The 24,780-nt window shown below is 68.5% G+C and carries 24 protein-coding genes; 10 read left to right on the forward strand and 14 right to left on the reverse strand.

Annotated elements, in window-relative coordinates:
• Window positions 1-161: 161 nt before the first annotated feature.
• From A5695_RS13495 to A5695_RS13520, 6 genes are read right to left on the reverse strand one after another with little or no spacing between them, the layout of a single operon-like run.
• Window positions 162-632, reverse strand: a complete 471-nt coding sequence (locus A5695_RS13495) for an SRPBCC family protein (RefSeq protein ID WP_068082417.1) — start codon at window positions 630-632, stop codon at window positions 162-164.
• 4 nt (window positions 633-636) lie between these two features.
• Complete coding sequence (locus A5695_RS13500; protein ID WP_068082419.1) at window positions 637-825, reverse strand: antitoxin; 189 nt, start codon at window positions 823-825, stop codon at window positions 637-639.
• A gap of 59 nt (window positions 826-884) precedes the next feature.
• Complete coding sequence (locus tag A5695_RS13505; RefSeq protein WP_068082422.1) at window positions 885-3,257, reverse strand: HAD-IC family P-type ATPase; 2,373 nt, start codon at window positions 3,255-3,257, stop codon at window positions 885-887.
• Window positions 3,254-4,831 carry a serine hydrolase gene (locus A5695_RS13510; protein WP_068082425.1) on the reverse strand — a complete coding sequence of 526 codons (1,578 nt, stop codon included), beginning with the start codon at window positions 4,829-4,831 and terminating at the stop codon, window positions 3,254-3,256. The genes A5695_RS13505 and A5695_RS13510 overlap by 4 nt, the downstream gene beginning before the upstream one ends.
• Before the next feature lie 39 nt (window positions 4,832-4,870).
• On the reverse strand, window positions 4,871-5,980 hold the full coding sequence (locus A5695_RS13515; RefSeq protein ID WP_068082428.1) for an MBL fold metallo-hydrolase: 1,110 nt from the start codon (window positions 5,978-5,980) through the stop codon (window positions 4,871-4,873).
• Between the two features lie 5 nt (window positions 5,981-5,985).
• On the reverse strand, window positions 5,986-6,717 hold the full coding sequence (locus tag A5695_RS13520; protein WP_068082430.1) for an enoyl-CoA hydratase: 732 nt from the start codon (window positions 6,715-6,717) through the stop codon (window positions 5,986-5,988).
• Between the two features lie 27 nt (window positions 6,718-6,744).
• Here A5695_RS13520 and A5695_RS13525 point away from each other — a divergent pair, with 27 nt between their 5' ends.
• Window positions 6,745-8,217 (forward strand): carboxyl transferase domain-containing protein, encoded by a 1,473-nt coding sequence (locus A5695_RS13525; RefSeq protein ID WP_068082435.1) that lies wholly within the window; start codon window positions 6,745-6,747, stop codon window positions 8,215-8,217.
• Window positions 8,218-8,287: 70 nt separating this feature from the next.
• On the opposite strand, the gene A5695_RS13530 is transcribed toward A5695_RS13525, so the two are convergent.
• A complete protein-coding gene (locus A5695_RS13530) occupies window positions 8,288-8,839 on the reverse strand; it encodes a TetR/AcrR family transcriptional regulator (protein WP_068082437.1) in 552 nt (183 codons plus the stop codon).
• A 106-nt stretch (window positions 8,840-8,945) separates the two neighbouring features.
• Here A5695_RS13530 and A5695_RS13535 point away from each other — a divergent pair, with 106 nt between their 5' ends.
• The 5 genes from A5695_RS13535 to A5695_RS13555 all read left to right on the forward strand — a co-directional run bounded on the left by A5695_RS13535 (window position 8,946) and on the right by A5695_RS13555 (window position 14,307).
• Complete coding sequence (locus A5695_RS13535; RefSeq protein WP_068082440.1) at window positions 8,946-10,085, forward strand: FAD-dependent monooxygenase; 1,140 nt, start codon at window positions 8,946-8,948, stop codon at window positions 10,083-10,085.
• 218 nt (window positions 10,086-10,303) lie between these two features.
• Window positions 10,304-11,014: a two-component system response regulator PrrA gene (gene prrA, locus A5695_RS13540; protein WP_102419630.1), complete on the forward strand. Its 711-nt coding sequence runs from the start codon at window positions 10,304-10,306 to the stop codon at window positions 11,012-11,014.
• A gap of 14 nt (window positions 11,015-11,028) precedes the next feature.
• The gene (locus tag A5695_RS13545; RefSeq protein ID WP_068082442.1) at window positions 11,029-12,369 is read left to right on the forward strand and encodes a HAMP domain-containing sensor histidine kinase; all 1,341 of its coding nucleotides are present in this window, start codon (window positions 11,029-11,031) and stop codon (window positions 12,367-12,369) included.
• Between the two features lie 115 nt (window positions 12,370-12,484).
• Window positions 12,485-12,748, forward strand: a complete 264-nt coding sequence (locus tag A5695_RS13550) for a DUF2630 family protein (protein WP_068082444.1) — start codon at window positions 12,485-12,487, stop codon at window positions 12,746-12,748.
• Window positions 12,745-14,307 carry an NAD(P)/FAD-dependent oxidoreductase gene (locus tag A5695_RS13555; protein ID WP_068082447.1) on the forward strand — a complete coding sequence of 521 codons (1,563 nt, stop codon included), beginning with the start codon at window positions 12,745-12,747 and terminating at the stop codon, window positions 14,305-14,307. The genes A5695_RS13550 and A5695_RS13555 overlap by 4 nt, the downstream gene beginning before the upstream one ends.
• 30 nt (window positions 14,308-14,337) lie before the next feature.
• Here A5695_RS13555 and A5695_RS13560 read toward each other — a convergent pair whose 3' ends face one another.
• Together A5695_RS13560 and pdxH are read right to left on the reverse strand one after the other, a co-directional pair.
• Window positions 14,338-15,630, reverse strand: a complete 1,293-nt coding sequence (locus A5695_RS13560) for a citrate synthase (protein WP_068082450.1) — start codon at window positions 15,628-15,630, stop codon at window positions 14,338-14,340.
• A gap of 131 nt (window positions 15,631-15,761) precedes the next feature.
• Entirely contained in the window at window positions 15,762-16,421 is a 660-nt protein-coding gene (pdxH, locus tag A5695_RS13565; protein ID WP_068082452.1) for a pyridoxamine 5'-phosphate oxidase, read from the reverse strand.
• Window positions 16,422-16,492: 71 nt separating this feature from the next.
• On the opposite strand from pdxH, the gene A5695_RS13570 reads away from it, so the two are divergent.
• Together A5695_RS13570 and A5695_RS13575 are read left to right on the forward strand one after the other, a co-directional pair.
• Entirely contained in the window at window positions 16,493-17,614 is a 1,122-nt protein-coding gene (locus tag A5695_RS13570; protein ID WP_068082454.1) for a citrate synthase 2, read from the forward strand.
• 121 nt (window positions 17,615-17,735) lie between these two features.
• Window positions 17,736-18,194 carry a VOC family protein gene (locus A5695_RS13575; RefSeq protein ID WP_068082458.1) on the forward strand — a complete coding sequence of 153 codons (459 nt, stop codon included), beginning with the start codon at window positions 17,736-17,738 and terminating at the stop codon, window positions 18,192-18,194.
• Here A5695_RS13575 and A5695_RS13580 read toward each other — a convergent pair.
• Window positions 18,191-19,882, reverse strand: a complete 1,692-nt coding sequence (locus tag A5695_RS13580; RefSeq protein ID WP_068082459.1) for an FAD-dependent oxidoreductase — start codon at window positions 19,880-19,882, stop codon at window positions 18,191-18,193. The genes A5695_RS13575 and A5695_RS13580 overlap by 4 nt on opposite strands.
• 19 nt (window positions 19,883-19,901) lie before the next feature.
• The gene (locus A5695_RS13585) at window positions 19,902-20,927 is read right to left on the reverse strand and encodes a diiron oxygenase (protein ID WP_068082462.1); all 1,026 of its coding nucleotides are present in this window, start codon (window positions 20,925-20,927) and stop codon (window positions 19,902-19,904) included.
• 245 nt (window positions 20,928-21,172) lie between these two features.
• Between A5695_RS13585 and serC the strand changes: the two genes are divergently transcribed.
• Both serC and sepH read left to right on the forward strand, forming a co-directional pair.
• A complete protein-coding gene (serC, locus tag A5695_RS13590) occupies window positions 21,173-22,291 on the forward strand; it encodes a phosphoserine transaminase (RefSeq protein WP_068082529.1) in 1,119 nt (372 codons plus the stop codon).
• A gap of 169 nt (window positions 22,292-22,460) precedes the next feature.
• The gene (sepH, locus tag A5695_RS13595; RefSeq protein WP_068082466.1) at window positions 22,461-23,234 is read left to right on the forward strand and encodes a septation protein SepH; all 774 of its coding nucleotides are present in this window, start codon (window positions 22,461-22,463) and stop codon (window positions 23,232-23,234) included.
• A gap of 14 nt (window positions 23,235-23,248) precedes the next feature.
• On the opposite strand, the gene A5695_RS13600 is transcribed toward sepH, so the two are convergent.
• The 3 genes from A5695_RS13600 to A5695_RS13610 are packed head-to-tail and all read right to left on the reverse strand — an operon-like array spanning window position 23,249 to window position 24,779.
• Entirely contained in the window at window positions 23,249-23,521 is a 273-nt protein-coding gene (locus A5695_RS13600; RefSeq protein ID WP_068082469.1) for a DUF2537 domain-containing protein, read from the reverse strand.
• On the reverse strand, window positions 23,518-24,351 hold the full coding sequence (locus A5695_RS13605) for an RNA methyltransferase (protein ID WP_068082477.1): 834 nt from the start codon (window positions 24,349-24,351) through the stop codon (window positions 23,518-23,520). Before A5695_RS13605 ends, A5695_RS13600 begins: the two co-directional genes overlap by 4 nt.
• Window positions 24,348-24,779 carry a MarR family transcriptional regulator gene (locus tag A5695_RS13610; protein WP_068082480.1) on the reverse strand — a complete coding sequence of 144 codons (432 nt, stop codon included), beginning with the start codon at window positions 24,777-24,779 and terminating at the stop codon, window positions 24,348-24,350. The genes A5695_RS13605 and A5695_RS13610 overlap by 4 nt, the downstream gene beginning before the upstream one ends.
• Window position 24,780 lies beyond the last annotated feature (1 nt).

Here is a 24,780-nt window from a genome sequence, read left to right on the forward strand (position 1 = left end):
CCAACGCGAAAAGCGCCACCAGCCAACCAGGGCGCAGCCGGCGAGTCATGCTAGCGAGATTAACCGACTCAGACCCGGCCCCGGGCGATCGAGCGTCACGCTAGCGTGGCGCCCGTCGGCAAGCGCCGCCCCAGCGTGACGCTCGGGCGGCAGGTGCCCCATCAGCGGCTAACGCCGTGCCCGTTCATGCCGGGGTCGGGTCGGGTGAACACCGTGACGAAGTTCTCCAGCGACGTGTTGATGTCGCCCCGCAGGGCGGCGGCCACGATCATGCCGATCGGCCCGAACAGCGCCGGGCCGCCGAGGTGGACGTCGAAGCTGACGGTGGAGCCCTCCTCTGCGGGCTGAACCTTCGCCATCAGCTTGACCTTCACGCCGCCGACGCCGTCGCCGTTGAGTGTCATGCCTTCCGGCGGCTTGTACCGCACCACCGTCCATTTGATCCGGTTGTACATGCCCTTGACTTCGACGATCGACTCCACGACCGTGCCCTTCTCGATGTCGTCGGGCAGTTTGCTGCGCCACACCCGGTGGATAGTCAGCCAATCCTTGTACCGGGACAGGTCCGACGCGTGCTTCCAGGCCACCTCGGGTGGCAGCGGGACATCGATCGATCCGGAGAGTTTCGCCATGAGCTCAGTTCTGGTTGTCGCCTTTTGCCGCGGCCTCGGCTGCCTTCTTGGCCTCTTCCTGCACTTTGTGGATGGTGTCGGAGTACTTGTGCTGGGTCTTGTCGTCGACGAATTCGCCGGCCTTGTCGATCGCAGTCCCGACCTTGTCGGCGTTCTGCGACAACAGGTCTTTCGCCTTGTCCAGGAGTCCCATGCACCCGTCCTTTCTCCGCCGGAAATCCTACTAACCCAGCGGGCCCGAGCTCCGGGTGGTCAGCGCCACAATCGCGGCTGCACGCCCAGCATCCGCGCCCGGATCCACCACATCGCCTCGACCGCGGCCGCGCCCAGCACGCCGACCCCCACGGCGGTCGACGTCACCACCACATCGGAGGGGTCGAGCAGGAACGCCTTGCGGGCCAGCGGGATGCTGAAGATCGCGACGTAGGCCAGGGCCGAGGCGATGACCAGCGCGACCCGCCACCATTGGTAGGGACGGGCCACCACTGCGAGCACCCACAGCGCCGTCATCAGCAGCGTGATCAGGGCCGCGGTGGACGCCTGCTCCTGTTGCTGAAACGTCGCGTGCCGGCCGTGGTAGGCCAGCAGATAGGACGCGAAGGTCGCGGTGCCCACGATCACCCCGGACGGCAGCGCCGAACTGAGCACCCGCCGGACGAAGCCGGGGTAGGCGCGTTCGTTGTTGGGGGCGAGCGACAGGATGAACGACGGGATTCCGATGGTGAACCACGCCGCGATCGTCACGTGAATAGGCTGAAACGGGTACAGCAAGGGATCGGCTTTGATCGCCTTGGCGAACAGGCATTCAATGCCGACCAGAAGCGCGAGCAGCACAGAGTAGACGGTCTTGGTCAAGAACAGGTTGGCGACGCGCTCGATGTTGCCGATCACCCGCCTGCCCTCGGCGACGACGTACGGCAGAGTGGCGAACCTGTTGTCCAGCAACACGATTTGTGCGACCGCGCGCGAGGCCGGGCTGCCGGCCCCCATCGCGACGCCGATGTCGGCATCCTTGAGGGCCAGCACGTCGTTGACGCCGTCGCCGGTCATCGCGACGGTATGCCCGTGCGCTTGCAGGGCGTGCACGATCGACCGCTTCTGGTCGGGCCGCACCCGCCCGAACGTGGTGTAGGTATCCAGCGCGTTGGCCAGTTGCGCGGGTTCCGACGGCAGCCGGCGCGCATCCATCGTCTCACCTCGCAGCCCGAGCTTCTCGGCGACGGCTCCGACGGACACCGCGTTGTCGCCAGAGATCACCTTCACCGAAACGCCCTGCTCGGCAAAGTAATCCAACGTTTCCGCGGCGTCGGGGCGCACCCTTTGCTCGAGAACCACCAGCGCGACGGGGGTGACGCGCCCCGGGGCGTCCGGGTGGTCTACGGCCACATCGCCGGTGCCGACCAGCAGCACCCGCAGCCCCTGCGCGCCGATGCGCTCGGCCCGCCCGGCCGCTTCCGACGCCGGATCGAGCAGCACGTCCGGCGCCCCGATCACCCAGTTGCCGCGGTCGCCGTACGAGACCCCGCTCCACTTGGTGGCCGACTTGAAAGGCGCGGTCGCCGTGGCCACCCAGTCGGGTGGCCGCTGATAGGTCTCGGCGATCGCCTGCATACTGGCGTTGGGCCGCGGGTCGGCGGCGGCCAACGCCGCCAGCGCCTCATCGACGTTGTCGCGTTGCGCCGCTTGGAGTTCCTCGACCCCCGCCACGCGCATGCCGTTCTCGGTCAAGGTGCCGGTCTTGTCCGCGCAGACCACATCGACCCTGGCGAGCCCTTCGATGGCGGGCAGCTCCTGCACCAGGCACTGGCGCTGGCCGAGCCGGATCACCCCAACGGCGAACGCGACCGACGTCAGCAGGACCAGCCCTTCGGGCACCATCGGCACCAGAGCACCGACCGTCCGCAGCACCGACTGCCGCCAGCCCGCATGGGTGGTGAAGAACTGGGTGTAAATCGTCAGCAAGCCGGCCGGAATCAACAGGTAGGTGATGAACTGCAGGATCCGGTTGATGCCCATGCGCAGTTCGGATTTGACCAAGGTGAACTTGCTGGCCTCTTCGGCGAGCTTGGCGGCGTACGCCTCCGGTCCGACCTTGGTGGCCCGGTAGGCCCCCGTCCCGGCGACGACGAAGCTTCCCGACATCACGGCGTCGCCGGTGGCCTTGCCGATCGGGTCGGCCTCACCGGTCAGCAGCGATTCGTCGATCTCCAGGTTCGTCTCTTCGACGACCTGGCCATCGACGACGACCTGGTCGCCGGGTCCGAGTTCGATGATGTCATCGAGCACCACCTCCGAGGGCGGCAGCGTACGAGTCCCGGATGACCTGCGCACCAACGGTTTCGCCTGTCCCACGATCGCCAGCGCGTCCAGAGTCTGCTTGGCCCGGATCTCCTGCACCATGCCGACGACGCTGTTGGCGACGATAAGCAAGCCGAACATCCCGTTGATCACCGAGCCGGTCGCCAACACGATCAGCAGCAACACGCCCAGGATGGCGTTGATCCGGGTGAAGACGTTGGCCCGCACGATGTCCGGAATGCTGCGGGTGGCCCGTTCTCGGACAGCGTTGCTCTTCCCGTCGGCGACCCGCTGCGCCACCTCGGCATCGGTCAGACCGGCGATCATCGGGTAAACGTTCCCAGTTTGTCGGAGTCGTAGTACTCCAGGTTCAGCGTGTTACCGGAGAACACGGCCTTCGAAATCGTTCCCGGTGGGGCATTTTCGTCGGTCAGACCGAAGGTGAAGGTGTCGCCGTCCCAATGCGTCAGGCTGAGAGCACGGTTCTTCGGCCCCATCACCAACTGCAGGCCACCGTCGCGCTCCGTAACGACGGCCGGGCCCCAGTAGTCGTTGGCGTAGACGCCGGCGTAGTCGCCGAGCGCTCTGGCCGGTGCGGGGTTGGAGGGCGGTTGCTTGCCGACCAGCGAACCCTGCGGGTTGTTGAGCCAGCCGATCGCCTTCTTGTACAGCGCACCCCAGTCCTCGCGGATCTGGCCATACTCAACGAGTTCGATGAACTGAGCCGCCAGCGTCTCCGGGATGCCGTAGGGCGCGCCGTTCGTCAGCGCGATGATGGCCAGGTCCTCCGAGGGCAGCGCGACGAAGTTCGTGGCCGCCCCCAGATCGAAAGCGCCCGAATGGGAGTACTCGGTTCGCCCGGAGGAATCAACCGATGCGTTGAAGCCGTATCCGTAGAACCCGGAGCGTGCCATGGGCGTCTTAGCCGGCGCCGAGACGGCCTGCGGACTGGTAGCTGGCAGCAAGGCTTCCGGCGACACGATCCGCTGCCCGTCGTAACTTCCCTTGCCCAGCAACATCATCAGCCAGCGGGCCATGTCATGGACCGATGAACTGACGCCTCCCGCGGGTGACTGAGGATCGGGGTCGCGCTGGAATCGCGCTTCCCACTTGTCGCCGACCTTGATGTGGTTGACCGCATGGTTGGGCCGGGCGACGAAGTCAACGAACCGCGAACTGGTCGATGTCATCCCCAGCGGGCGGTAGAGCACCTCCTCGCAGAGGTCTTCCCATGACTTGCCCGCCGCGGCGGCCACCGCCTCGGCGGCCGCGGTCACCCCATAGTTCGTGTAGGCGTAGCTGGCCCGAAACGGGGCCAGCGACAGGAACTTCAGCCGCTCGAGCGTCTGCCGTCGGTCGTAACCCAGGTCTTCGAGTTTGTCGCCGGCGTGGTCGGGCAGCCCGGAACGGTGCGAATAAAGATCGGCGACGGTCACATGGCTGGTGACGTAGGGATCGCTGAGCGTGAACCACGGCAGCTTGGACGCGACCGGGGTGTCCCAGGCGAGGACGCTGTCACCGACTTCATGCGCGACCACCGTGGAACCGACCGATTTGGACACCGACGCCAACTGGAAGACGGTGTCGGCGTCGACGACGTTGTCTTGGCCCTGCCCCTTCCTCACGTCCTTGACTCCGAAGCCCTTGGCGTACAACACTTTCCCGCCGTGGACGATGGCCACGGCCATCCCCGGGACGCCGGTGCTCTTCATCAGGTCGCCGACCAGGCCGTCGACCTTTGCGACGGCGTCGTCGATGCGACCGGCGGGGATGACAACGCCGGAGATCTCGTTGGGCGGTGCGTCAGAGAGCGCGGGCGGGCTGGAAGTGGGGTGCGCGGGCCCGCATCCGGTCATGCCGAGCAGCACCGTGACAGCGGCTGCGGCGGCGCGTTTCGTCATGGCGGAACCTTAGCGTGGGGAGGTTTCCGGGCTCCCCAATCAGAGCCGCCACCACGGGTTCGATTTCACCGGCGACGTGGGATCGATGCGCTGGCCCGGGGCGGGCACCGCGACGTCGACCCGCTCCTGCTCCGCGGCGGTGAGCAGTCGCTCGACCGGCTCGGCCCACGGATGGGGGGCCAACCGGAACGTGCCCCAGTGGATCGGCACCAGCAGCCCGGCCTCGGTGAGGTCCAGGTGCGCCCGAACCGCCTCCTCGGGGTTCATGTGCACGTCCGGCCACGCGGTGTTGTAGGCCCCGATGGGCAGCAGGGTCAGGTCGAACGGCCCGTGCTCTTCGCCGATGTGCGCGAAGCTCTTGGTGTACCCGGTGTCGCCGCCGAAATACGCGCGGTGGTTCGGGCCGACGAAGGCCCATGACGCCCACAGCGTGGCGTTGCGGTCCAGGAAGCGACCCGAGAAGTGCCGCGCCGGCAGGCAAGTCACGATGAGCTCATCGAGCTTGGCACTCTGATGCCAGTCGAGTTCGACGATGCGCCGCTCGGGGATTCCCCACGCCCGCAGGTGGGCGCCGACACCGAGGGGGACGAAGAAGGGCGCCCGCTGTGTGTGGGCCAGCGCCATGACCGTGTCGATGTCGAGGTGGTCGTAGTGGTCGTGGCTGATCACCACCGCATCGACGGCGGGCAGCCCCTCCAATTGCACCGGCGGCGGATGCAGCCGCCGCGGCCCCACGATGTCCGACGGTGAGCACCGGTCGCTCCACACCGGATCGGTGAGCACCCGGTAACCGTCGATTTCCAGCAGCGCCGTCGAGTGGCCGAACCAGCTGACCGCGAGCGGGCCGGAATCACCCTCGAAGATCGCCGGCGCGGCCAACGGGATCGGCGACGCCGGCCGGCCAACACCACGATTGCCGATCAGCTCCCAGACGACGAGCCGCAGTTCTTCGCGGTCCATGGAATCGGAGGCGGGGTCGAGGTTGACGAATACGCCGTCGCGGTAATTCGGTGATCCCTCGGCCATCGCCCGTATGGCGGCGGGGCGCGCACCGAGGGCCGCCGGTGCCCCATGCAGCGCCCGCACCACCCAGCTGCCGGCCGCCAGCGACGCCGTCCCCGCGGCCAGCCGCAGCGCCCCCCGCAGCATGACGGTCAGGCCCCCTTGAACTTCGGCGGTCGCTTCTCGATGCGGGCCACCTGGGCTTCGATGACGTCCTGGCTCCCCCACGCTTTGTCGAAGAGCTCCTTGTGCACCGGCCCGGCCTCTTCGATGGCACCGTCGTCGTTGAGTACCCGCTTGGCATGCTGAAGTGCCAGCGGGGCCAGGCCGGCGATCTCGGCTGCCCAGGCCTGGGCGTCGGCCAGGGTCCCGATGCGGTTGGCCATTCCGGTCTGCAGCGCAGCGTCTGCGGTGAGCTTCTCCGCGGCCAGCAGCATCGCGCGGGCCCGGCCGTGACCGACCAGCGAAGACAACCGCCGGATGCTCCAATTGTCAAGCGCCAGACCGTATTTCGAGGTAGGGAACTGAAAGAACGCCTCAGGTGCGACAACCCGCAGATCGCATTGCATGGCCAGCTGCAGGCCCGCGCCGATGGCGGGGCCGTTGATGGCGCCGATCACCGGGATCAGGGTGGCATCCATCAACTTGTGCAACTCGATCAGCCGGTCGGGATAGTCGGCGGCGAACGCATCGCCGCTCAGGTCGGCACCGGCGCAGAACACGGTGCCCTGGCCGGTCAGCACGATGGCCCGCACAGTGCCGTCGCTCGCCTTCTGGAAGGCCTCCCGCAGCTCCTCGACGAGCTGCGAATTGAGCGCGTTGCGCCGCTCCGACCGCTGCAACTCAATGGTCAGCACGGCTTCGGCCTGGGTAACACCGATCATGGCAGCCACCCTATATAGCCTCGTGTCGTGAGTCGTATCACGGCTGATCAGCTGCGCGACGCGGTGCTGGACGACGGTTCCTTCGTCCGCTGGGACGGCGAGCCGCTCGCCATCCCGGTCAGCGACGCGTATTCGCGAGAGTTGGCCGAGGCGCGGGCGGCCACCGGCCTGGATGAATCGGTGCTGACGGGCGAGGGCCGCATTTACGGGCGTCGGGTGGCGGTCGTGGTGTGTGAATTCGGTTTCCTGGGCGGCTCGATCGGCGTGGCGGCGGCCGAGCGAATCACCGCCGCGGTGCAGCGGGCGACCGCCGAGGGCCTGCCGTTGTTGGCCTCGCCGAGCTCCGGCGGCACCCGTATGCAGGAGGGCACGGTCGCCTTTCTGCAAATGGTGAAGATCGCCGCCGCGGTGCGACTGCACAAGCGGGCCCACCTGCCCTACCTGGTCTACCTGCGCAACCCGACTACCGGCGGGGTGTTCGCGTCGTGGGGTTCGCTGGGCCACGTCACGGTGGCCGAGCCGGGCGCCCTGATCGGATTTCTCGGGCCCCGGGTGTATCAGCTGCTCTACGGCGAGCCGTTTCCCGAGGGCATCCAGACCGCGGAGAACCTGCACCGCCACGGCGTGATCGACGGTGTCGTCGCGGTCGACGAGCTGCGCCGGATGCTCCACCTCGCGCTGACCGTCCTCGCCGACCCGCCCGAACCGCTGCCGGCGGCTCCGCCGCCCGAACCGATCCCCGACGTGCCGGCGTGGGACTCCGTGGTGGCGTCCCGCCGCCCTGACCGTCCGGGTGTCGGCCAGTTGTTGCGCCACGGCGCCTCCGATCTGGTGCTGCTGTCGGGGACGGGGCAGGGGGAAGCGGCGACGACCCTGTTGGCCCTGACCCGCTTCGCCGGGCAGCCCGCGGTGGTGCTCGGCCAGCAACGGGTTACGGGCGGGATGGTGGGACCCGCGTCGCTGCGGGAGGCCCGGCGGGGCATGGCGCTGGCCGCCGAGCTGCGCCTGCCGCTGGTGCTGGTGATCGACACCGCCGGCCCAGCGCTGTCGGCCGAGGCCGAACAGGGCGGGCTGGCCGGGCAGATCGCCCAGTGCCTGGCCGAGCTGGTGACCCTCGACACCCAGACGGTGTCGGTGTTGCTCGGACAGGGCAGCGGTGGGCCGGCGCTTGCGATGGTGCCCGCCGATCGGGTGCTGGCCGCTTTGCACGGTTGGCTGGCACCGTTGCCGCCGGAAGGCGCGAGCGCGATCGTCTTCCGCGACACCGTTCACGCCGCCGAACTCGCTGCGGCGCAAGGTATCCGGTCCGCCGACCTGCTGGCGTCGGGCATTGTCGACGCGGTGGTGGCGGAGCATCCCGACGCCGCCGACGAACCGGTCGAGTTCTGCCAGCGGCTCTCCCGCACCATCGCCGCCGAGCTGCAGGGGTTGCGGGCGACGCCCGACGACGAGCGCCTGGCAAGCAGACTTCACCGCTACCGCCGCATCGGGCTGCCCTGACTTTCGCGACACATAAGCGACGCACACCACACGCGGCCGCAAAGCGTCGCCGTGGTTCATGTCTCGCGGGTCAGCCCTCGGGCAACCCGAGGTAACGCTGGATCGTCGGACCGAGCCACTCCACGATCTCGTCTCGGCTCATCTCCACGATCGGCGGGAGCCGTAAGACGAAGCGGCACAGGGCCATCCCCAGGATCTGCGTCGCGATCAGCCCGGCCCGCACGTCGGCGTCGGGCGGCGGCACGAAGGAGGCCACCAGCGGCTGGATCTGGCTCCCGAAGATCTCCTGCATCCGTTGCGCCGCTTCGCCGTTGGTGGTGCTGGACCGCAGCAGGATCACCAGCGCCTCGTCACCCTCCCAGCGTTCGAGAAAGTGCCGGACCATCGAGTGCCCGACCTGCGCCGGGTCGATTGCAGCCACGTCCGGGAACCGCAGATCGAACTCGGCCGCGGCCGCGAACAACTTGTCCTTGCTGCCGTAGTACCGCATGACCATCGCCGGATCGATCCCCGCGTCGGCGGCGATCGTCCGGATGGTCGCGCCCTGAAAGCCGACCGCGCCGAACCGCTCGCGGGCCGCCGCCAGGATCGCCGCCTTGGTCTGGTCCGACGACCTTCTCATGCCAACGATTGTAGGCCAACAACTGTTGACATAGTGCGATCGGCGCGCCAGCATGGAGTCATGCCAACAAGCGTTGACTAACGCACAACGGAGAGAGGAGCCGGGCATGCACGACACCGATGTCCTGGTGGTGGGGGCAGGTCCGACCGGTCTGACACTCGCGGCCGCACTGCTGCGCCGCGGGATCGGAGCGACCGTCGTCGACAAGATGGCGGCCGGCGCCAACACGTCCCGCGCCGCGGCCGTCAACGCCCGCACCCTGGAGGTGCTCGAAGGGCTCGACGTGTCCCGACGGATGGTCAAGGCGGGGCTGATCGCGCCGCGATTCACCATTCGGCAGGGCGGGCGCGTCCTGATGCCCGTCGACTTCGACCAGCTGCCCTCGGCACATCGCTACACCCTGATGCTGTCCCAGGCGGATACCGAGCGGCTGCTGCTCGAGCGGCTGCACGAACTCGGCGGCGACGTAGCCCGGCCCAAGGCGCTGAGCCGCATCACCCAGGACGCCGACGGCGTCACCGCGACGTTCGACGACGGCGACACCATCAGGGCGCGCTATGCCGTCGGGGCTGACGGCATGCACAGTACGGTCCGCGCACAGGCCGGAATCGGCTTCAAGGGTGGGGAATTCGGCGAATCCTTCACACTCGCCGATGTGCGAGTGACCGGCGAGGCGCCCCGCGACGAGGTGATCCTGTTTTACGCCAAAGACGGCCTGACGGTCCTGGCGCCGCTGCCCGGTGACATCTTTCGCGTCGTCGCACCGACCGCCGACGCACCCGAGCGGCCGTCGGTGGAGTTCGTGCAACAACTATTGGACGCCCGGGGCTTCGGGCCGGGCCGAACGGTCGTCACCGAGCTGGTCTGGGGATCGCGGTTCCACATCCATCACCGCGTCGCCGACAGCTACCGGGCCGGCCGTCTGTTGCTGGCCGGCGACGCGGCCCACGTGCACAGCCCGGCCGGGGGCCAGGGGATGAACCTGGGGATCGCCGACGCCGCGGCGCTGGCCGGGGCGCTCACCGAGGTCCTGCGCGGCGGCCCGCAGGACACACTGGACGTCTACAGCACCACGCAGCGCCAGCGCGCCGAGCGCGTGCTGAAACTGACGGGGCGGCTAACCCGGGTCTCTACGCTGCCACGCCCGTTGCGCCCCCTGCGCAACACCGGAATGCGGCTGGCCGCAGGGATCCCGGCGGTGCGACGGCGGCTGGCGTTGCGGTTGAGTGGGCTCGCACCCCAGTGATCCACGGGTCCAACGGAAGTCACTGGGCAACCGGGGCTGGTGGTCGCCGTGACACCGACTGGGAACGGAACGCCTCGCAGGCGAATGTCCAATTCCACCAAAGATTTTGACGCGGTTAAGCCGCTACCAGCGCGCAGTTTCGGCGCAGCGTCGAAAACGTAACCATTTAGGCACCGGCGGACCATCCAGGGCACCGCACCGCGCGACAATCAGGCAAGATGGGCGGCATGGACACTGGTGGGACTTCGCCTCGCGTCTTGGTCGTCGACGACGACTCCGATGTACTCGCCTCGCTGGAACGTGGCCTGCGGCTGTCCGGGTTCGAGGTGTCGACCGCGGTCGACGGCGCTGAAGCCTTGCGCAGCGCCACCGAGACCCGGCCGGACGCGATCGTGCTCGACATCAACATGCCCGTGCTGGACGGCGTCAGCGTCGTCACCGCCCTGCGGGCGATGGACAACGACGTCCCGGTCTGCGTGCTCTCGGCGCGCAGCTCGGTCGATGACCGCGTCGCCGGCCTGGAAGCCGGCGCCGACGATTACTTGGTTAAACCGTTCGTGTTGGCCGAGCTCGTCGCGCGGGTGAAGGCACTGCTGCGCCGTCGCGGCGCGGTCGCCTCGACCTCCTCGGAGACCATCACGGTCGGCCCGCTGGAAGTAGACATTCCCGGTCGGCGCGCCCGGGTCAACGGCGTCGACGTCGACCTGACCAAGCGTGAGTTCGACCTGCTGGCCGTGTTGGCCGAGCACAAGACCGCGGTGCTGTCCCGGGCGCAGCTGTTGGAGCTGGTGTGGGGTTACGACTTCGCCGCCGACACCAATGTGGTCGACGTGTTCATCGGGTACCTGCGCCGCAAGCTGGAGGCCAACGGCGGGCCCAGACTGCTGCACACCGTCCGCGGAGTTGGGTTCGTGCTGCGCATGCAGTGACAAGTCGAGCGGCGATGAATTTTCTGTCCCGGATCCTGACCCGTACGCCGTCGCTACGCGCCCGGGTTGTGGTCGCGACGGCCATCGGCGCGGCGATTCCCGTGCTCATCGTCGGCGTCGTCGTCTGGGTGGGCATTACCAACGACCGCAAAGAACGGTTGGACCGCCGCCTCGACGAGGCCGCGGGTTTCGCCATCCCTTTCCTGCCGCGCGGCCTCGACGAAATCCCGCGCTCCCCCAACAACAACGACGCCAAAATGACCATCCGCCGTGGCGACCAGGTCAAGTCGAACTCCAACGTGACGCTGCCCAAGCTGGACGTCGACTACGCCGACGCCTACGTCAACGGCGTGCGGTATCGGGTGCGGACGGTGACGATTCCCGCGCCGGAACCCACGTCGCTGGCCGTGGGCGCGACGTATGACGCGACGCTCGCCGAGACCAACAACCTGCACCGGCGGGTACTGCTGATCTGTGGCTTCGCCATCGGCGCGGCCGCCGTGTTCGCCTGGCTATTGGCCGCGTTCGCCGTGCGCCCATTCAAACAGCTCGCCCAGCAGACCCGATCGATCGACGCGGGAGACGAGGCGCCGCGGGTGGAGGTGCACGGCGCCACCGAGGCCGTCGAGATCGCCGAGGCCATGCGCGGCATGCTGCAGCGCATCTGGAACGAGCAGAACCGGACCAAGGAGGCGCTGGCGTCGGCCCGCGACTTCGCCGCCGTGTCCTCGCACGAGCTGCGCACCCCGCTGACCGCGATGCGCACCAACCTCGAGGTGCTGTCCACCCTGGATATGACCGACGACCAACGCAAGGAGGTACTGAGCGACGTCATCCGCACCCAGTCGCGGATCGAAGCCACCTTGAGCGCCCTGGAGCGGCTGGCCCAGGGCGAACTGTCGACCTCCGACGATCACGTGCCCGTCGACATCACCGAGCTCCTCGACCGCGCCGCCCACGACGCCATGCGCATCTACCCCGACCTCGACGTGTCACTGGTCCCCTCGCCGACGTGCATCATCGTCGGCTTGCCCGCCGGATTGCGCCTGGCGGTGGACAACGCGATCGCCAATGCCGTCAAGCACGGCGGCGCGACCCGTGTCCAGCTCTCGGCGGTCAGCTCGCGCGCCGGGGTCGAGATCGCTATCGACGACAACGGCGGCGGCGTGCCCGAAGACGAACGCGACGTGGTGTTCGAGCGGTTCTCCCGCGGGTCGACCGCCTCGCATTCGGGCTCGGGGCTGGGGCTCGCGTTGGTGGCCCAGCAGGCCCACTTGCACCGCGGGACAGCGGCATTGGAAAGCAGCCCGCTGGGCGGCGCCCGGCTGGTGTTGCGGCTCCCCGGCCCGAGCTAGCGCGACTTCGTCGAGGGCACAAGGCTTTTGACCGGTCCCCCGCGCAGGCCTGTCCGCGCGGCCCGCGATGGGGACCTAGCGAGCCGCCCCCTGCCGGGTCGGGCACACTGGAGCGATGGCCAACGGCAAGAAACCGACCGACAACGAAACCCTGGCGCACATCCGCGACCTGGTCGCCGAGGAGAAAACCCTGCGGGCGCAGCTGCAACAGCACGACATCTCCGAATCGGAGGAGCACGATCGCCTGCGGCGGCTCGAGGTCGAGCTCGACCAGTGTTGGGACCTGCTGCGGCAGCGTCGCGCGCTGCGCGACAGCGGCGGTGACCCTCGCGAGGCCGAGGTGCGTCCGCCCGACGAGGTTGAGGGCTACCTGAACTGAGCCACGCCGCGGATGTCGACGCCGTCGTCATAGGTGGCGGCCACAACGGCCTGGTCGCCGCGGCGTATCTGGCCCGGGCGGGCCTGCGGGTGCGGGTGCTGGAGCGGCTCGGGCACATCGGCGGAGCCGCGGTGTCGGCGCAGGCCTTCGACGGGGTGGGTGTGCGGCTGTCCCGGTATTCCTATCTGGTCAGCCTGTTGCCGCCCCGCATCGTCGACGACCTGGGTGCCCGGGTGCGGTTGGCCCGGCGGCGGTACTCCTCTTACACCCCGGATCCGGCCACGGCTGGGCGCCGCGGGCTGCTGATCGGGGCGGCCGGTGACGCGTTCGCCGCGATCGGCGCCGCGCCCGACGCGCAGGGGTTCGCCGCCTTTTACGAACGCTGCCGGCTGGTGACCCAGCGGCTCTGGCCGACGCTGCTGGAACCGCTGCGCACTCGCGAACAGGCCCGCCGGTGGGTCGCCGACGCAGGCGAGGCGGCGGCCGCGTGGCGCGCCTTGATCGACGAGCCGATCGGACATGCCATCACCGCGGCCGTCGGCAACGACGTAGTCCGCGGCGTGATCGCGACGGACGCGCTGATCGGAACATTCGCTCGCCTCGACGACCCGTCGCTGATCCAGAATGTCTGCTTGCTGTATCACGTGCTCGGCGGCGGGACCGGGGACTGGGATGTCCCGGTCGGCGGGATGGGCGCGCTGACCGAGGCCCTGGCGGCCGCCGCCGTGGGTCACGGCGCCGAAATCACCACCGCCGCTGAGGTTTATGCCGTCGAACCGGACGGTCTGGTGCGTTTCCGCGCCCGCGACGATGAGCACGCCGTCCGGGCCCGGTTTGTCCTTGCGGGTGTCACGCCGGCGGTACTGTCCGGCCTGCTTGGCGAACGACCGCCCACACCCGCCCAGGGGGCGCAGGTCAAGGTCAACATGGTGCTGCGGCGGCTGCCCCGGCTGCGGGACGACGGGGTGACCTCCGAGCAGGCGTTCGCCGGGACGTTTCACGTCAACGAGGCCTGGACACAGCTGGATACGGCATACGCGCGGGCCACCTCCGGGCATGTCCCGGATCCGCTGCCCTGCGAAGCCTATTGCCATTCGCTGACCGACCCGAGCATCCTGTCGGCCGACCTGCGCGGGGCGGGCGCCCACACGATGACGGTGTTCGGCCTGCACACCCCGCACTCGCTGTTCGATGGCACCTACTCCGGCGCGCTGCGCGACCGGCTCACCGAGTCGGTGCTGGCGTCACTGAATTCCGTTCTGGCCGAACCAATTCAGGAACTGCTGCTGCCCGACGCGCACGGACGCCCCTGCATCGAGACGACGACCACCCTCGACCTGCACCGCACGCTGCGGATGACTGCCGGCAACATCTTCCACGGCGGCCTGGCGTGGCCGTTCGCGGACGACGACGACCCGTTGGACACGCCGGCGCTGCGGTGGGGGGTGGCCACCGCGCATGAGCGGATCATGCTCTGCGGCTCAGGCGCCCGCCGCGGCGGTGCGGTGTCGGGCATCGGCGGACACAACGCCGCCATGGCGGTGCTCGCCTCGCTGTGACTGCCAGAGATGGCGACCCGCGTCGCCCGGTTACCGGGCGTCGATGGTCTTGTAGTTGCGCTCGGTGTAGCCGGTGTAGATCTGGCGCGGACGGCCGATCTTGCTGTCACCCTCGTCGTGCATCTCACGCCAGTGCGCGATCCAGCCGGGCAGCCGGCCCAGCGCGAACAGCACCGTGAACATCCGGACCGGGAAGCCCAAGGCCCGATAGATCAGCCCGGTGTAGAAGTCGACGTTCGGGTACAGCTTGCGCTCGACGAAGTAGTCATCGGTCAGCGCCGCTTCTTCCAGTTCCTTGGCGATGTCCAGCAGCGGGTCGCCGCCCAGCTTGGCCAGGATCTTGTCGGCCTGTTCCTTGACGATGCGGGCGCGGGGGTCGTAGTTCTTGTAGACCCGGTGGCCAAAGCCCATCAGCTTGACGCCCTCTTCGCGGTTCTTCACCTTGCGGACGAACTCGCTGACGTCGTCGCCACTTTCGCGAATCTGCTCGAGCATCTCGAGCACCGCCTGGTTGGCGCCGCCGTGCAGGGGCCCCCACAGCGCGTTGATGCCACCGGAGATCGAGGTGAACAGGTTGGCCCGCGACGACCCCACCAGCCGCACCGTCGACGTCGAGCAGTTCTGCTCGTGGTCGGCGTGCAGGATGAGCAGCATGTCCAGCGCCCTTACCACTTCGGGGTCGGCCTGATAAGGCTCGGCAGGCAGCCCGAATGTCATCCGCAGGAAGTTCTCCACCAGCGTCAGGTTGTTGTCCGGATAGAGGAACGGCTGGCCGACGGACTTCTTGTACGCGTACGCGGCGATGGTGGGCAGTTTCGCGAGCAGGCGGATCGTCGACAGCTCGACCTGGCTGTTGTCCATCGGGTCGAGCGCGTCGGGATAGTAGGCGCTCAGCGCGTTCACCACGCTCGACAGCACCGGCATCGGGTGGGCGTTGCGGGGGAAGCCGTCGAAGAATCGCTTGAGGTCCTCGTGCAGCATGGTGTGCAGCTGGATCCGCTTGGTGAACTCGGCGAGCTGGTCGGAGTCCGGCAGCTCGCCGTAGATCAGCAGGTAGCTCACCTCGATGAAGGTCGACTTCTCGGCGAGCTGGTCGATCGGGTAGCCGCGGTACCGCAGGATCCCGGCGTCGCCGTCGATGTAGGTGATGGCGCTCTTGCATGCGGCGGTGTTGACGAACCCGTTGTCGAAGGTGGTGTGCCCGGTCTTGGACAACAGGGGACCCAGCGCAATGCCGTCCGCACCTTCGGTGGCGCGAACGATTTCTAGGTCGATCTCGCCCCCCGGGTACTTCAGAGTTGCGGTGTCGTCGGTGTCGGCCACGAGAACCCCTTTGCGCTCTGGCTGGTATGGCTGCCCTGACTAGGTGCTTATAGGTGAAGGTAGTCGTTGTCGTGTTCGCGCGCCTGCCCGGGGGTCGAGTGTGCGGCGTCACACCGACCCTGGGCCCGGGGCTAGGGCTGGAGGCGTTCGAGGTGAGAGCCGGTGACCCGGATCCGGTTATGCAACCGGTCCTCCCGCCCCTGCCAGAATTCGACCGACTCCGGAGCGAGCAGGTAACCGCCCCAGCCCGGCGGCACCGGGATCTGTTCCTGCTCGGCAAACCGCGCGGTCACCTCCGCCAGCTGGTCAAGCAGCGCCGCGCGGGAGGCGATCGGCCGGGACTGCCGCGAAGCCCACGCGCCCAGTTGAGAGCCACGCGGCCGCTTCGACCAGTAGTCCTCGGTGTCCTGCTGCGTGACCTTGCTCACCGGACCGCCAAGGTGCACCTGCCGCCCCAATTGGTACCAGGGGAACGTCACCGACGCGTACGGCGTCACGGCCAGGTCCGCGCCCTTGGCCGAGTCATAGCTGGTGAAAAATGTGATCCCGGACTCGTCCACGCTCTTGCACAGCACCGTTCGGCTCGTCGGCTTACCGTCGGCGACGGTGGCCAGCACCATGGCGTTGGGCTCGGCAACGCCGGACCGCTCGGCGTCGTCGATCCATTTGCGTAACAAGGCAACCCAACCGTCATCGAGCCAATCCGCGTCGAGATCGGGACTGCCGTCCTTTTCCACCGATCCGTATTCCACGCGCATCCTTTGCAGGTGGTCGGGGTCTGGTCCTGCCATCGCGCCAACGCTACCGGGCTTGCCACCGGCCGGTAGCGTCGGCGCGAGCGTGGGGTGCGAGAATTTCGCCTATGACTGTGGTCCCCGAAGACTTTGTTCCCGGCCTCGAGGGCGTGGTCGCCTTCACGACCGAGATCGCCGAACCGGATAAAGACGGCGGTGCGCTGCGCTACCGCGGCGTCGACATCCAAGACCTGGTGAACCAGCAGGTCACGTTCGGTGACGTGTGGGCCCTGCTGGTCGACGGGAGGTTTGGCCACGGATTGCCGCCCGCCGAGCCGTTCCCGCTGCCCATCCATACCGGCGACGTGCGCGTCGACGTGCAGGCGGGCCTGGCGATGCTGGCCCCGATCTGGGGCTACCGACCCTTGCTCGACACCGACGACGCCACGGCGCGCGACCAGCTGGCCCGGGCGTCGGTGATGGCGCTGTCCTACGTCGCGCAGTCCGCCCGCGGCATCTACCAGCCGGCGGTTCCCCAGCGGATCATCGACGAATGCTCAACCGTCACAGCGCGATTCATGACTCGCTGGCAGGGTGAGCCCGACCCGCGGCACGTCGAGGCGATCGACGCCTACTGGGTGTCGGCCGCCGAACACGGCATGAACGCCTCGACGTTCACCGCGCGCGTGATCGCGTCGACCGGGGCCGACGTCGCGGCGGCGTTGTCCGGGGCGATCGGGGCGATGAGCGGGCCGCTGCACGGCGGCGCGCCGGCCCGCGTACTGCCGATGCTCGAAGAAGTCGAGCGCACCGGCGACGCCCGGGCCCTGGTCAAGAGAATTCTGGACAGCGGCGACAAGCTGATGGGTTTCGGGCACCGGGTCTACCGCGCGGAGGACCCGCGGGCGCGGGTGCTGCGCGCGACCGCCGAGCGGCTCGGAGCACCGCGCCACGAGGTCGCGGTCGCGCTGGAGCAGGCCGCCCTCTCGGAGCTGCGTGAGCGCCGTCCAGACCGCGCCATCGAGACCAACGTCGAGTTCTGGGCGGCGGTGATCCTGGACTTTGCCCAGGTGCCCGCCAACATGATGCCCGCGATGTTCACCTGCGGGCGCACCGCGGGATGGTGTGCGCACATCCTCGAGCAGAAGCGGCTGGGCAAGCTGGTTCGCCCGTCGGCCATCTATGTGGGACCGGGCCCGCGCAGCCCTGAATCCGTCGAGGGATGGGATCGCAGCCTCACCAACGCCTAGTTGTCGGTGCCCGGCGATCAAATGAGTGTCGCCGCGATGAGTTTGTGTCGCGGGCGCAGTCATAACTCGCGAGCCTGCCCGCGCCGGGCCGGCCTGGGAACCGACAGCAAGGAGAACCACAATGGCGATCAACATCGAACCCGCCCTGTCCCCGCACCTGGTGGTCGACGACGCGGCCGCGGCGATCGACTTCTACGTCAAGGCTTTTGGCGCCGAGGAGATCGGGCGGGTCCCTCGTCCGGACGGAAAGCTCGTTCATGCCGCGGTGCGCATCAACGGCTTTATGGTCATGCTCAACGACGACTTCCCCGAGATGTGTGGGGGCAAGTCGATGACGCCCACGTCCTTGGGCGGCACCCCGGTCACCATCCACCTGACGGTCACCGACGTCGATGCCAAGTTCCAGCGGGCGCTGGATGCGGGCGCCACCGTGGTCGCTCCGTTGGACGATCAGTTCTGGGGTGACCGCTACGGCGTGGTCGCTGACCCGTTCGGCCACCAGTGGTCGATGGGACAGCCCGTCCGCGAGGTCGGCTACGACGAGATCCAGGCGGTGATGGCCGGGCAGGCCGCCGGTTAGCCGAGCAAGCGGGCCAGCAGCCGGCGTCGTGGCGGCGGCTCGGAGGCGGCAGCGGCGGCGAGCATGTCGGCCACCTCGGTGAATTTGCCGCGCGGCCGACCGGCGGCGCTGCCGCGAGCAATCTCCGCGGCGTCGATGGCTCGCCAGCCGCGAGCATCGACGGCGTCGGGCTGCCGGTCCCGCACCAGCTCGGCCAGCGCCTCCGGCTCTCCGACCGGATCGCCGAGCCTGCCGGCATTGAAGTCGGCCACCAGGGCGTGAACGGTCTGCAGCGAACACGATTTGTTCGTGCCGATGAATCCGCTGGGGCCGCGCTTGATCCAGCCCGCGACATAGGCCCCGGACACCGGCTCCCCGGAGGTGGGGTCGACCACACGCCCACCTTCGTTCGGAACGACAGCCGCCGAATCGTCGAACGGTAGACCGGGAATCGGCTTGCCGCGGTAGCCAATTGACGTCAGCACCAGGCCCGCGTCCAGCCGGCGCAACTCGTCACCACCGGTGGTTACGAACTCCACGCCGGTGGCGCGGTCCTCACCCAGAACCCGCTTGGGGGTCAGCTGATAGGCCAGCCGGATCCGCGGTCGCCCGTTTCCTTGGGCCGGCGACGAATCGTCACCGAGCGTGGTCAAGATGTCCAACTTGCGCTTCGTCAGACCGTCGGTTGCGGCGGCGAGCTCGGCCGCCACCAGTTCGTGGTCGGCCGCACTGAGCACGACCGCGGACGAGCCGGCGAGCCCGATCAGTTCGGGCAGCGTGAAGGCCGACTGTGCGGGGCCGCGCCGGGCGGCGACCACCACCTCGCGGACCGACGAAGCGTGCAGCGTCGCCAGCGCACGATCGGAGATGTCGGTGCGGGCCAGGTCGTCGGGGTCCGCGGTGAGCACCCGGGCCACGTCCAGGGCGACGTTTCCGTTACCGACGATCACCACCCGCTCGTGGCCCAGATCTACCGGTAGACCGGCGAATTCGGGATGCCCGTTGATCCACGCAACCAATTCGGTGGCCGTTCCGGTGCCCGGCAGACCCATGCCCTCGATGTCGAGTCGACGGTCGTCGGGCGCCCCGACGGCGTACACCACGGCGTGGTGGTGGGCGAGGAGATCGGCATGGCTCAGGTGCTTGCCGACCTCGACGTTGAGGTAGAACCGGAAGCGGCGATGACCGGCGACACGATCGAACAGCCGCGTGACGCGCTTGGTGTTCTGGTGATCGGGCGCCACCCCGGCGCGCACCAGCCCGTAGGGCGTCGGCAGCTTCTCAAAGACGTTGACCCGCACGCCATGCTGGGTGAGCAGCTCATCGGCGGCATACATGGCCGCCGGCCCGGAGCCGACGATGGCCACGGTCAACGGCCGGCGGCGAGCACGCACCTGGGCGGCCGGGATCACCGGGGCCAGCTTCGACGTCGGGGGCAATTTCTCCCCCTCGGGCCGCTCCGGGTAGAAGGATGCGTTGATCTCGACGAACGGCAGCTGCTTGATGTCCAGCCGGGTGTCGGGCGCGATCGCGCCGACGGGACAGGCGCTCACGCACGCGCCGCAGTCCACGCACGCCACCGGATCGATGTAGAGCATCTCCGAAGTCGTGAAGCCGGGCTCATCGGGCGTGGGGTGAATGCAGTTCACCGGGCACGCGAAAACACAGGACCCGTCGTTACAGCACGACTGGGTAATGACGTGCGGCATAGGCGATACCCGCGCGGGCCTAGGCGGCCGGCGCCGTGGCCAGGTGCTGACGCTGCGGCTCGCTACGGTACCGCGACGGCTTGCCGTCGATCTTGCAGAGCCGCCACATGAGCCGCGCGGAACGCGTCTCCATCAGACCGGTGTCGTGGGCCAGCATTCGGACGTCACCGAACATGTCGCTCAGCCACTTTCGCGATTCCGGCGACCGGAAGAACAGTTCCCGCTTCACCTCGCGCGGGATGTCGAACTCCTGCCAGAACGCCTTGGGCGGCACCACGATCGCGCGGCACAGCACCTTCATCGTCAGCGGCAGGTACAGCGCCGTCCAGAATCGCTGCCGGCGCGTCAGTTGCGGCACCCGCCTGCGCAGGAACTCGTGGGCGAAGGAGATGTGCCGCGCCTCCTCGGCGACGTGAATGGCCATCACCCGCTCCATGATCGGATGCAGCGACTTACCCTCGCGCAGAACGTTTTTCTGCGTGTGGTCGATCGGCTCCTCGCCGGCGAGCACGCCGATGAAGAACGCCACCGGCAACGGACCGGCCACCAGCGGAACCAAGGGCGACAGCCACTTGAGCACCCGAGGCATGCCCGGAACGTCCGCGCCGACGCGGTTGACCATCTCCTGGAACATCATGGTGTGGTTGCACTCTTCAACCGATTCGTGCAGGCAGTACCGGTATTCCGGGGACCCGTTCGGCACCCAGAACGTGTAGTTCATCAGGCCGCGGATCAGGATCGATTCGAAGTGCAACCCCACCTTCGCGACGTTCGCCTGGCGCCACATGCCGATCTTGATCTTGCGCTCGTCGGACTGCGCTTGGTACCAGGGATGACGGCCCAACGGATCGGTCGCCGGCAGGATCCACCGGGGATCGTTCTCCGTGACGGCGAACTCCGGTGAGTCCCAGTCGATATCGGTGTAGGGATTGAAGTTCCGCCGCACCGACCCCTCGGACAGTGTGGCGAGCGTGTTGACGTACTCGGCGTCGTCGCGCACTTCCATATTGCGGCGCCAACGCCGAACCATGCGTGTCCTGGCCATATCCAAGCCTCCCCAGCGAGGTTTACATCTGGACGTGCTATGTCCAAACAGTACCGCAGGTACCGCATATCTTCTAGACCCCCTGCGGGCACTGTGGCCTGACCAGTGGTCAGGGTTTCAGTGTGCCCTGCCTCACACAGCTGGAGACACCGCACGCGGCACGGCCAGGAGTTTTGCCCCAACGGCGGGGTCGGGCGGTCGGACCGCTGCGTGGCCGGTCACGTCCGCTCACTACCCTGATGAACATGGCTGACCAGCTCGAGGTTCCCTCCGACATCAAACCCCGCGACGGCCGCTTCGGATGCGGCCCGTCCAAGGTGCGGCCCGAACAACTGCAGGCGCTGACGACCACCGCGGCCCCGCTGTTCGGCACATCGCACCGGCAGGCGCCCGTCAAGGGTCTGGTGGGACGGGTCCGGTCGGGGCTGGCCGAACTGTTCTCCGTGCCGGACGGTTACGAGGTCATCCTCGGCAACGGCGGCGCGACGGCATTCTGGGACGCGGCGGCGTTCGGGCTGATCGACAAGCGCTCGCTGCACCTGTCCTTCGGCGAGTTCAGCTCGAAGTTCGCCTCGGCGGTCGCCAACAATCCGTTCATCGGGGACCCCATCGTCATCAAGGCGGATGCCGGCAGCGCCCCCGAACCGCAGAGCGATCCCTCGGTCGACGTGATCGCCTGGGCGCACAACGAAACGTCGACCGGGGTGGCGGTGCCGATCCGCCGCCCTGCCGGCTCGGGCGACGCTCTGATCGTCATCGACGCCACCTCCGGCGCCGGCGGCCTGCCGGTGGACATCGCCGAGACCGATGCCTATTACTTCTCCCCGCAGAAGAATTTCGCCAGCGACGGGGGCCTGTGGCTGGCCATCATGAGCCCGGCCGCCCTGGCGCGGGTGGAGTCCATTGCCGGATCCGGCCGCTGGGTGCCCGACTTCCTGTCGCTGCCGATCGCGGTGGACAACAGCCTGAAGAACCAGACCTACAACACCCCGGCGATCGGCACACTGGCGCTGATGGCCGACCAGATCGACTGGATGCTGGGCAACGGCGGGCTGGAGTGGGCCGTCAAGCGAACGGCCGACTCGTCCCAGCGGTTGTACTCGTGGGCCCAAGAGCGGCCCTACACCACGCCGTTCGTGGCCGACCCGGCCCTGCGGTCCCAGGTGGTGGGCACCATCGATTTCGTCGACGACGTCGACGCCGCGGCAGTCGCGAAGATTTTGCGGGCGAACGGCATCGTCGACGTCGAGCCGTACCGCAAACTCGGGCGCAACCAGTTGCGGGTCGGGATGTTCCCGGCGGTCGACCCCGACGACGTCAGCGCCCTGACGCAGTGCATCGACTGGGTAGTCGAGAAGCTTTAGCCCGGCGACGACGCGGGCCGGGACGCCCAGCTGTGGGGGTACCTCCCGCTTGCGGGGAGCAATCAGCACGCAACCGCCCAGCGTGTCAGAGCCGGTTCTGGGCGTTAGCTGAACTAGAGTGCGGTCGAGACGGGTCCGTCGACCTGCACGGAGCCTGCGAGGAGAAACCATGCGGGAACTCAAAGTGGTTGGGGTCGATGCCGACGGCAAACACATCATCTGTGAAGCCGGCGATCCCGGGGAACCGTTCAAGCTCGCGGTCGACGATCAGCTGAAAGCCGCCGTGCGCGGCGAAACCGCGTCACCAGAGCAACCGCAACTCGACATACAGGTCACAAACATGTTGAGCCCCAAAGAGATTCAAGCCAGGATCCGGGCCGGTGCGTCGGTTGAGCAGGTGGCCGCGGCGTCGGGATCCGACATCTCACGGGTTCGCCGGTTCGCGCATCCGGTGTTGCTGGAGCGTGCGCGCGCCGCGGAGCTGGCAACGGCGGCTCATCCGGTGCTCGCCGACGGCCCCGCGGTACTCAGCCTGCTGGAGACCGTGAGCTCCGCCCTGGTGACGCGCGGCCTGGAGCCCGACAGGCTCAGCTGGGACGCCTGGCGCAACGAGGACAGCCGCTGGACCGTACAGCTGGCCTGGAAGGCCGGCCGGTCCGACAACATCGCGCACTTCTCCTACTCCCCCGGCGCGCACGGCGGAACGGTCACGGCGATCGACGACGCGGCCAAGGAGCTGATCGACCCGAACTTCGACCGTCCGCTGCGGCCGCTCGCGCGAGTGTCCCACGTCGACTTCGAGGAACCGGCGAAGCCGGCCGCCGCCGCTCCGGAAGAGCAGCCCGCTCCCCCAGAGCAGCCGGTGCACACCCGCCGGGGCAAGCCCGTTATCCCGGCTTGGGAGGACGTGCTGCTCGGCGTGCGCTCGGGGGGACAGCGCTAGAGCGAATGGTGGCGCTAGCGCGCCACCGTCAGCGCAAGCAGTGTCAACCACGCTCCGCCGACCCCGATCCCCGCGCCCAGCAGGAACCAGCGCAGCACCAACTTGTGCCGCCAACCCCACAGCGTGGGCGCCAGCCCGCCGGCCGCGACGACGTTGAGCCCGACCGCCAGCAGCGGATGCACCCGGACCAGTCCCAGGCTCAGCACCACGATGGCGGCCCCGGTCACTGCGGCGACGAACCCGGCAACGGTCAAACCCGTTGCCCAGGGCACGGAATCGTCGGTCACGGCCCGAGCCTAGCCCGCTCGTAGAACGCCAAGGCGGCCGCAGTGGCGACGTTGAGGGAGTCGGTGCCGCGCGACATCGGGATCCGCACGCGCAGGTCGCTCGAGCCCAGGGCGGCCGGCGTGAGCCCCGGCCCCTCGGCGCCCACCAAGACCGCGACGCGTTCGTCGCGGACGGCCGCCATGGCCTCGGGCAGCGCGCAGGCCTTGCCGTGCGGGGTCATCGCCAGCAACCGAAATCCGTTCTCCTTCAGCACCGCGAGGTCAGCGGGCCAGTCGCGCGCTCGCGCGTACGGGACCAGCAGCGCGTGGCCCATGGAAACCCGCACGGCGCGACGGTAAAGCGGGTCGGCGCAACCGCTGCCGAACACCACCGCGTCCACGCCCAGTCCGGCGGCGTTGCGAAAGATCGAGCCCAGGTTCTCGTGGTCGTTGACGCCCTCGAGCACCGCGACGGTCCGGGCGCGCTCGACCAGTTCGGCCAGGCCGGGCTCCGGCACCCTGCGGGCGGCCGCCAGCACACCCCGATTCAGGTGAAAGCCCACCACCCGGGCCATGACGTCAGCCGACGTCCGGTAGAACGGCACGGCACTGCCCGCGAGGCCGTCGGCGAGCTCGCCCAGCCGTCGGTCGGTCCCCAGCAGGGCGTGCGGGGTGAACCGGGAGGCCAGCATGCGCTGGACGACCAGCACGCCTTCGGCGATCACCAGGCCCTTGCCGGACGGCAGGTCGGGACGGCGGTCGACGCTGTTCAGGTCGCGGAAATCGTCGAGCCGCGGGTCGTCGGGATCGGCGACGTCCTGAACGTTCAGGCTATCGGTTCCGTCGCTCACGGGCCTTCGTCGACCAGGGCCAACATCAGGTCGGCCGCGTTGCGCAGGGTGTCGCGCTGCTCGCTGTCCAGCGTCGCCAGCCGTTTGGCCAACCACTCCTGGCGGGCGCGCCGGGTCGCCTTGACCAGCTCGGCGCCGGAATGGGAGACCGAGACCAGCACCTGCCTGCCGTCGATGGGATGCGGGGCGCGGTCCACCAGGCCCATGTCGGCCAGCGAAGCGATCACGCGGGTCATCGACGGTGGCCGGACGCGTTCGCGAATTGCCAGCGCACCCGGCGTCATCGGGCCCTCGTTGGCCAGCGTCGCCAGCGCCGACAGCTGGGACAACGACACTGGGGACGACGGGTTTCGGAACCGGAGTTGGCGGGCGAGCCGCATGACCGCCAGCGACAGGTCGCTGGCCAGCCGCGCATCGCTGTCAGGCATG

It is taken from the genome of Mycobacterium sp. E1747 (assembly GCF_001667775.1).
In the GTDB taxonomy this organism is placed as follows: Bacteria; Actinomycetota; Actinomycetes; order Mycobacteriales; family Mycobacteriaceae; genus Mycobacterium.

Bases quoted from the DNA above. Each gene is read 5' to 3' on its own strand.
- A5695_RS13510 (WP_068082425.1), bottom strand. From the start codon at position 4,831: ATGACGAAACGCGCCGCCGCAGCCGCTGTCACGGTGCTGCTCGGCATG.
- A5695_RS13520 (WP_068082430.1), bottom strand. From the start codon at position 6,717: ATGATCGGTGTTACCCAGGCCGAAGCCGTGCTGACCATTGAGTTGCAG.
- A5695_RS13530 (WP_068082437.1), bottom strand. From the start codon at position 8,839: ATGAGAAGGTCGTCGGACCAGACCAAGGCGGCGATCCTGGCGGCGGCC.
- A5695_RS13580 (WP_068082459.1), bottom strand. From the start codon at position 19,882: ATGCCGCACGTCATTACCCAGTCGTGCTGTAACGACGGGTCCTGTGTT.
- A5695_RS13585 (WP_068082462.1), bottom strand. From the start codon at position 20,927: ATGGCCAGGACACGCATGGTTCGGCGTTGGCGCCGCAATATGGAAGTG.
- A5695_RS13575 (WP_068082458.1), top strand. From the start codon at position 17,736: ATGGCGATCAACATCGAACCCGCCCTGTCCCCGCACCTGGTGGTCGAC.
- pdxH (WP_068082452.1), bottom strand. From the start codon at position 16,421: ATGGCAGGACCAGACCCCGACCACCTGCAAAGGATGCGCGTGGAATAC.
- prrA (WP_102419630.1), top strand. From the start codon at position 10,304: ATGGGCGGCATGGACACTGGTGGGACTTCGCCTCGCGTCTTGGTCGTC.
- serC (WP_068082529.1), top strand. From the start codon at position 21,173: ATGGCTGACCAGCTCGAGGTTCCCTCCGACATCAAACCCCGCGACGGC.
- A5695_RS13515 (WP_068082428.1), bottom strand. From the start codon at position 5,980: ATGCTGCGGGGGGCGCTGCGGCTGGCCGCGGGGACGGCGTCGCTGGCG.
- A5695_RS13610 (WP_068082480.1), bottom strand. From the start codon at position 24,779: ATGCCTGACAGCGATGCGCGGCTGGCCAGCGACCTGTCGCTGGCGGTC.
- A5695_RS13550 (WP_068082444.1), top strand. From the start codon at position 12,485: ATGGCCAACGGCAAGAAACCGACCGACAACGAAACCCTGGCGCACATC.
- A5695_RS13495 (WP_068082417.1), bottom strand. From the start codon at position 632: ATGGCGAAACTCTCCGGATCGATCGATGTCCCGCTGCCACCCGAGGTG.
- sepH (WP_068082466.1), top strand. From the start codon at position 22,461: ATGCGGGAACTCAAAGTGGTTGGGGTCGATGCCGACGGCAAACACATC.
- A5695_RS13505 (WP_068082422.1), bottom strand. From the start codon at position 3,257: ATGATCGCCGGTCTGACCGATGCCGAGGTGGCGCAGCGGGTCGCCGAC.
- A5695_RS13500 (WP_068082419.1), bottom strand. From the start codon at position 825: ATGGGACTCCTGGACAAGGCGAAAGACCTGTTGTCGCAGAACGCCGAC.
- A5695_RS13545 (WP_068082442.1), top strand. From the start codon at position 11,029: ATGAATTTTCTGTCCCGGATCCTGACCCGTACGCCGTCGCTACGCGCC.
- A5695_RS13535 (WP_068082440.1), top strand. From the start codon at position 8,946: ATGCACGACACCGATGTCCTGGTGGTGGGGGCAGGTCCGACCGGTCTG.
- A5695_RS13570 (WP_068082454.1), top strand. From the start codon at position 16,493: ATGACTGTGGTCCCCGAAGACTTTGTTCCCGGCCTCGAGGGCGTGGTC.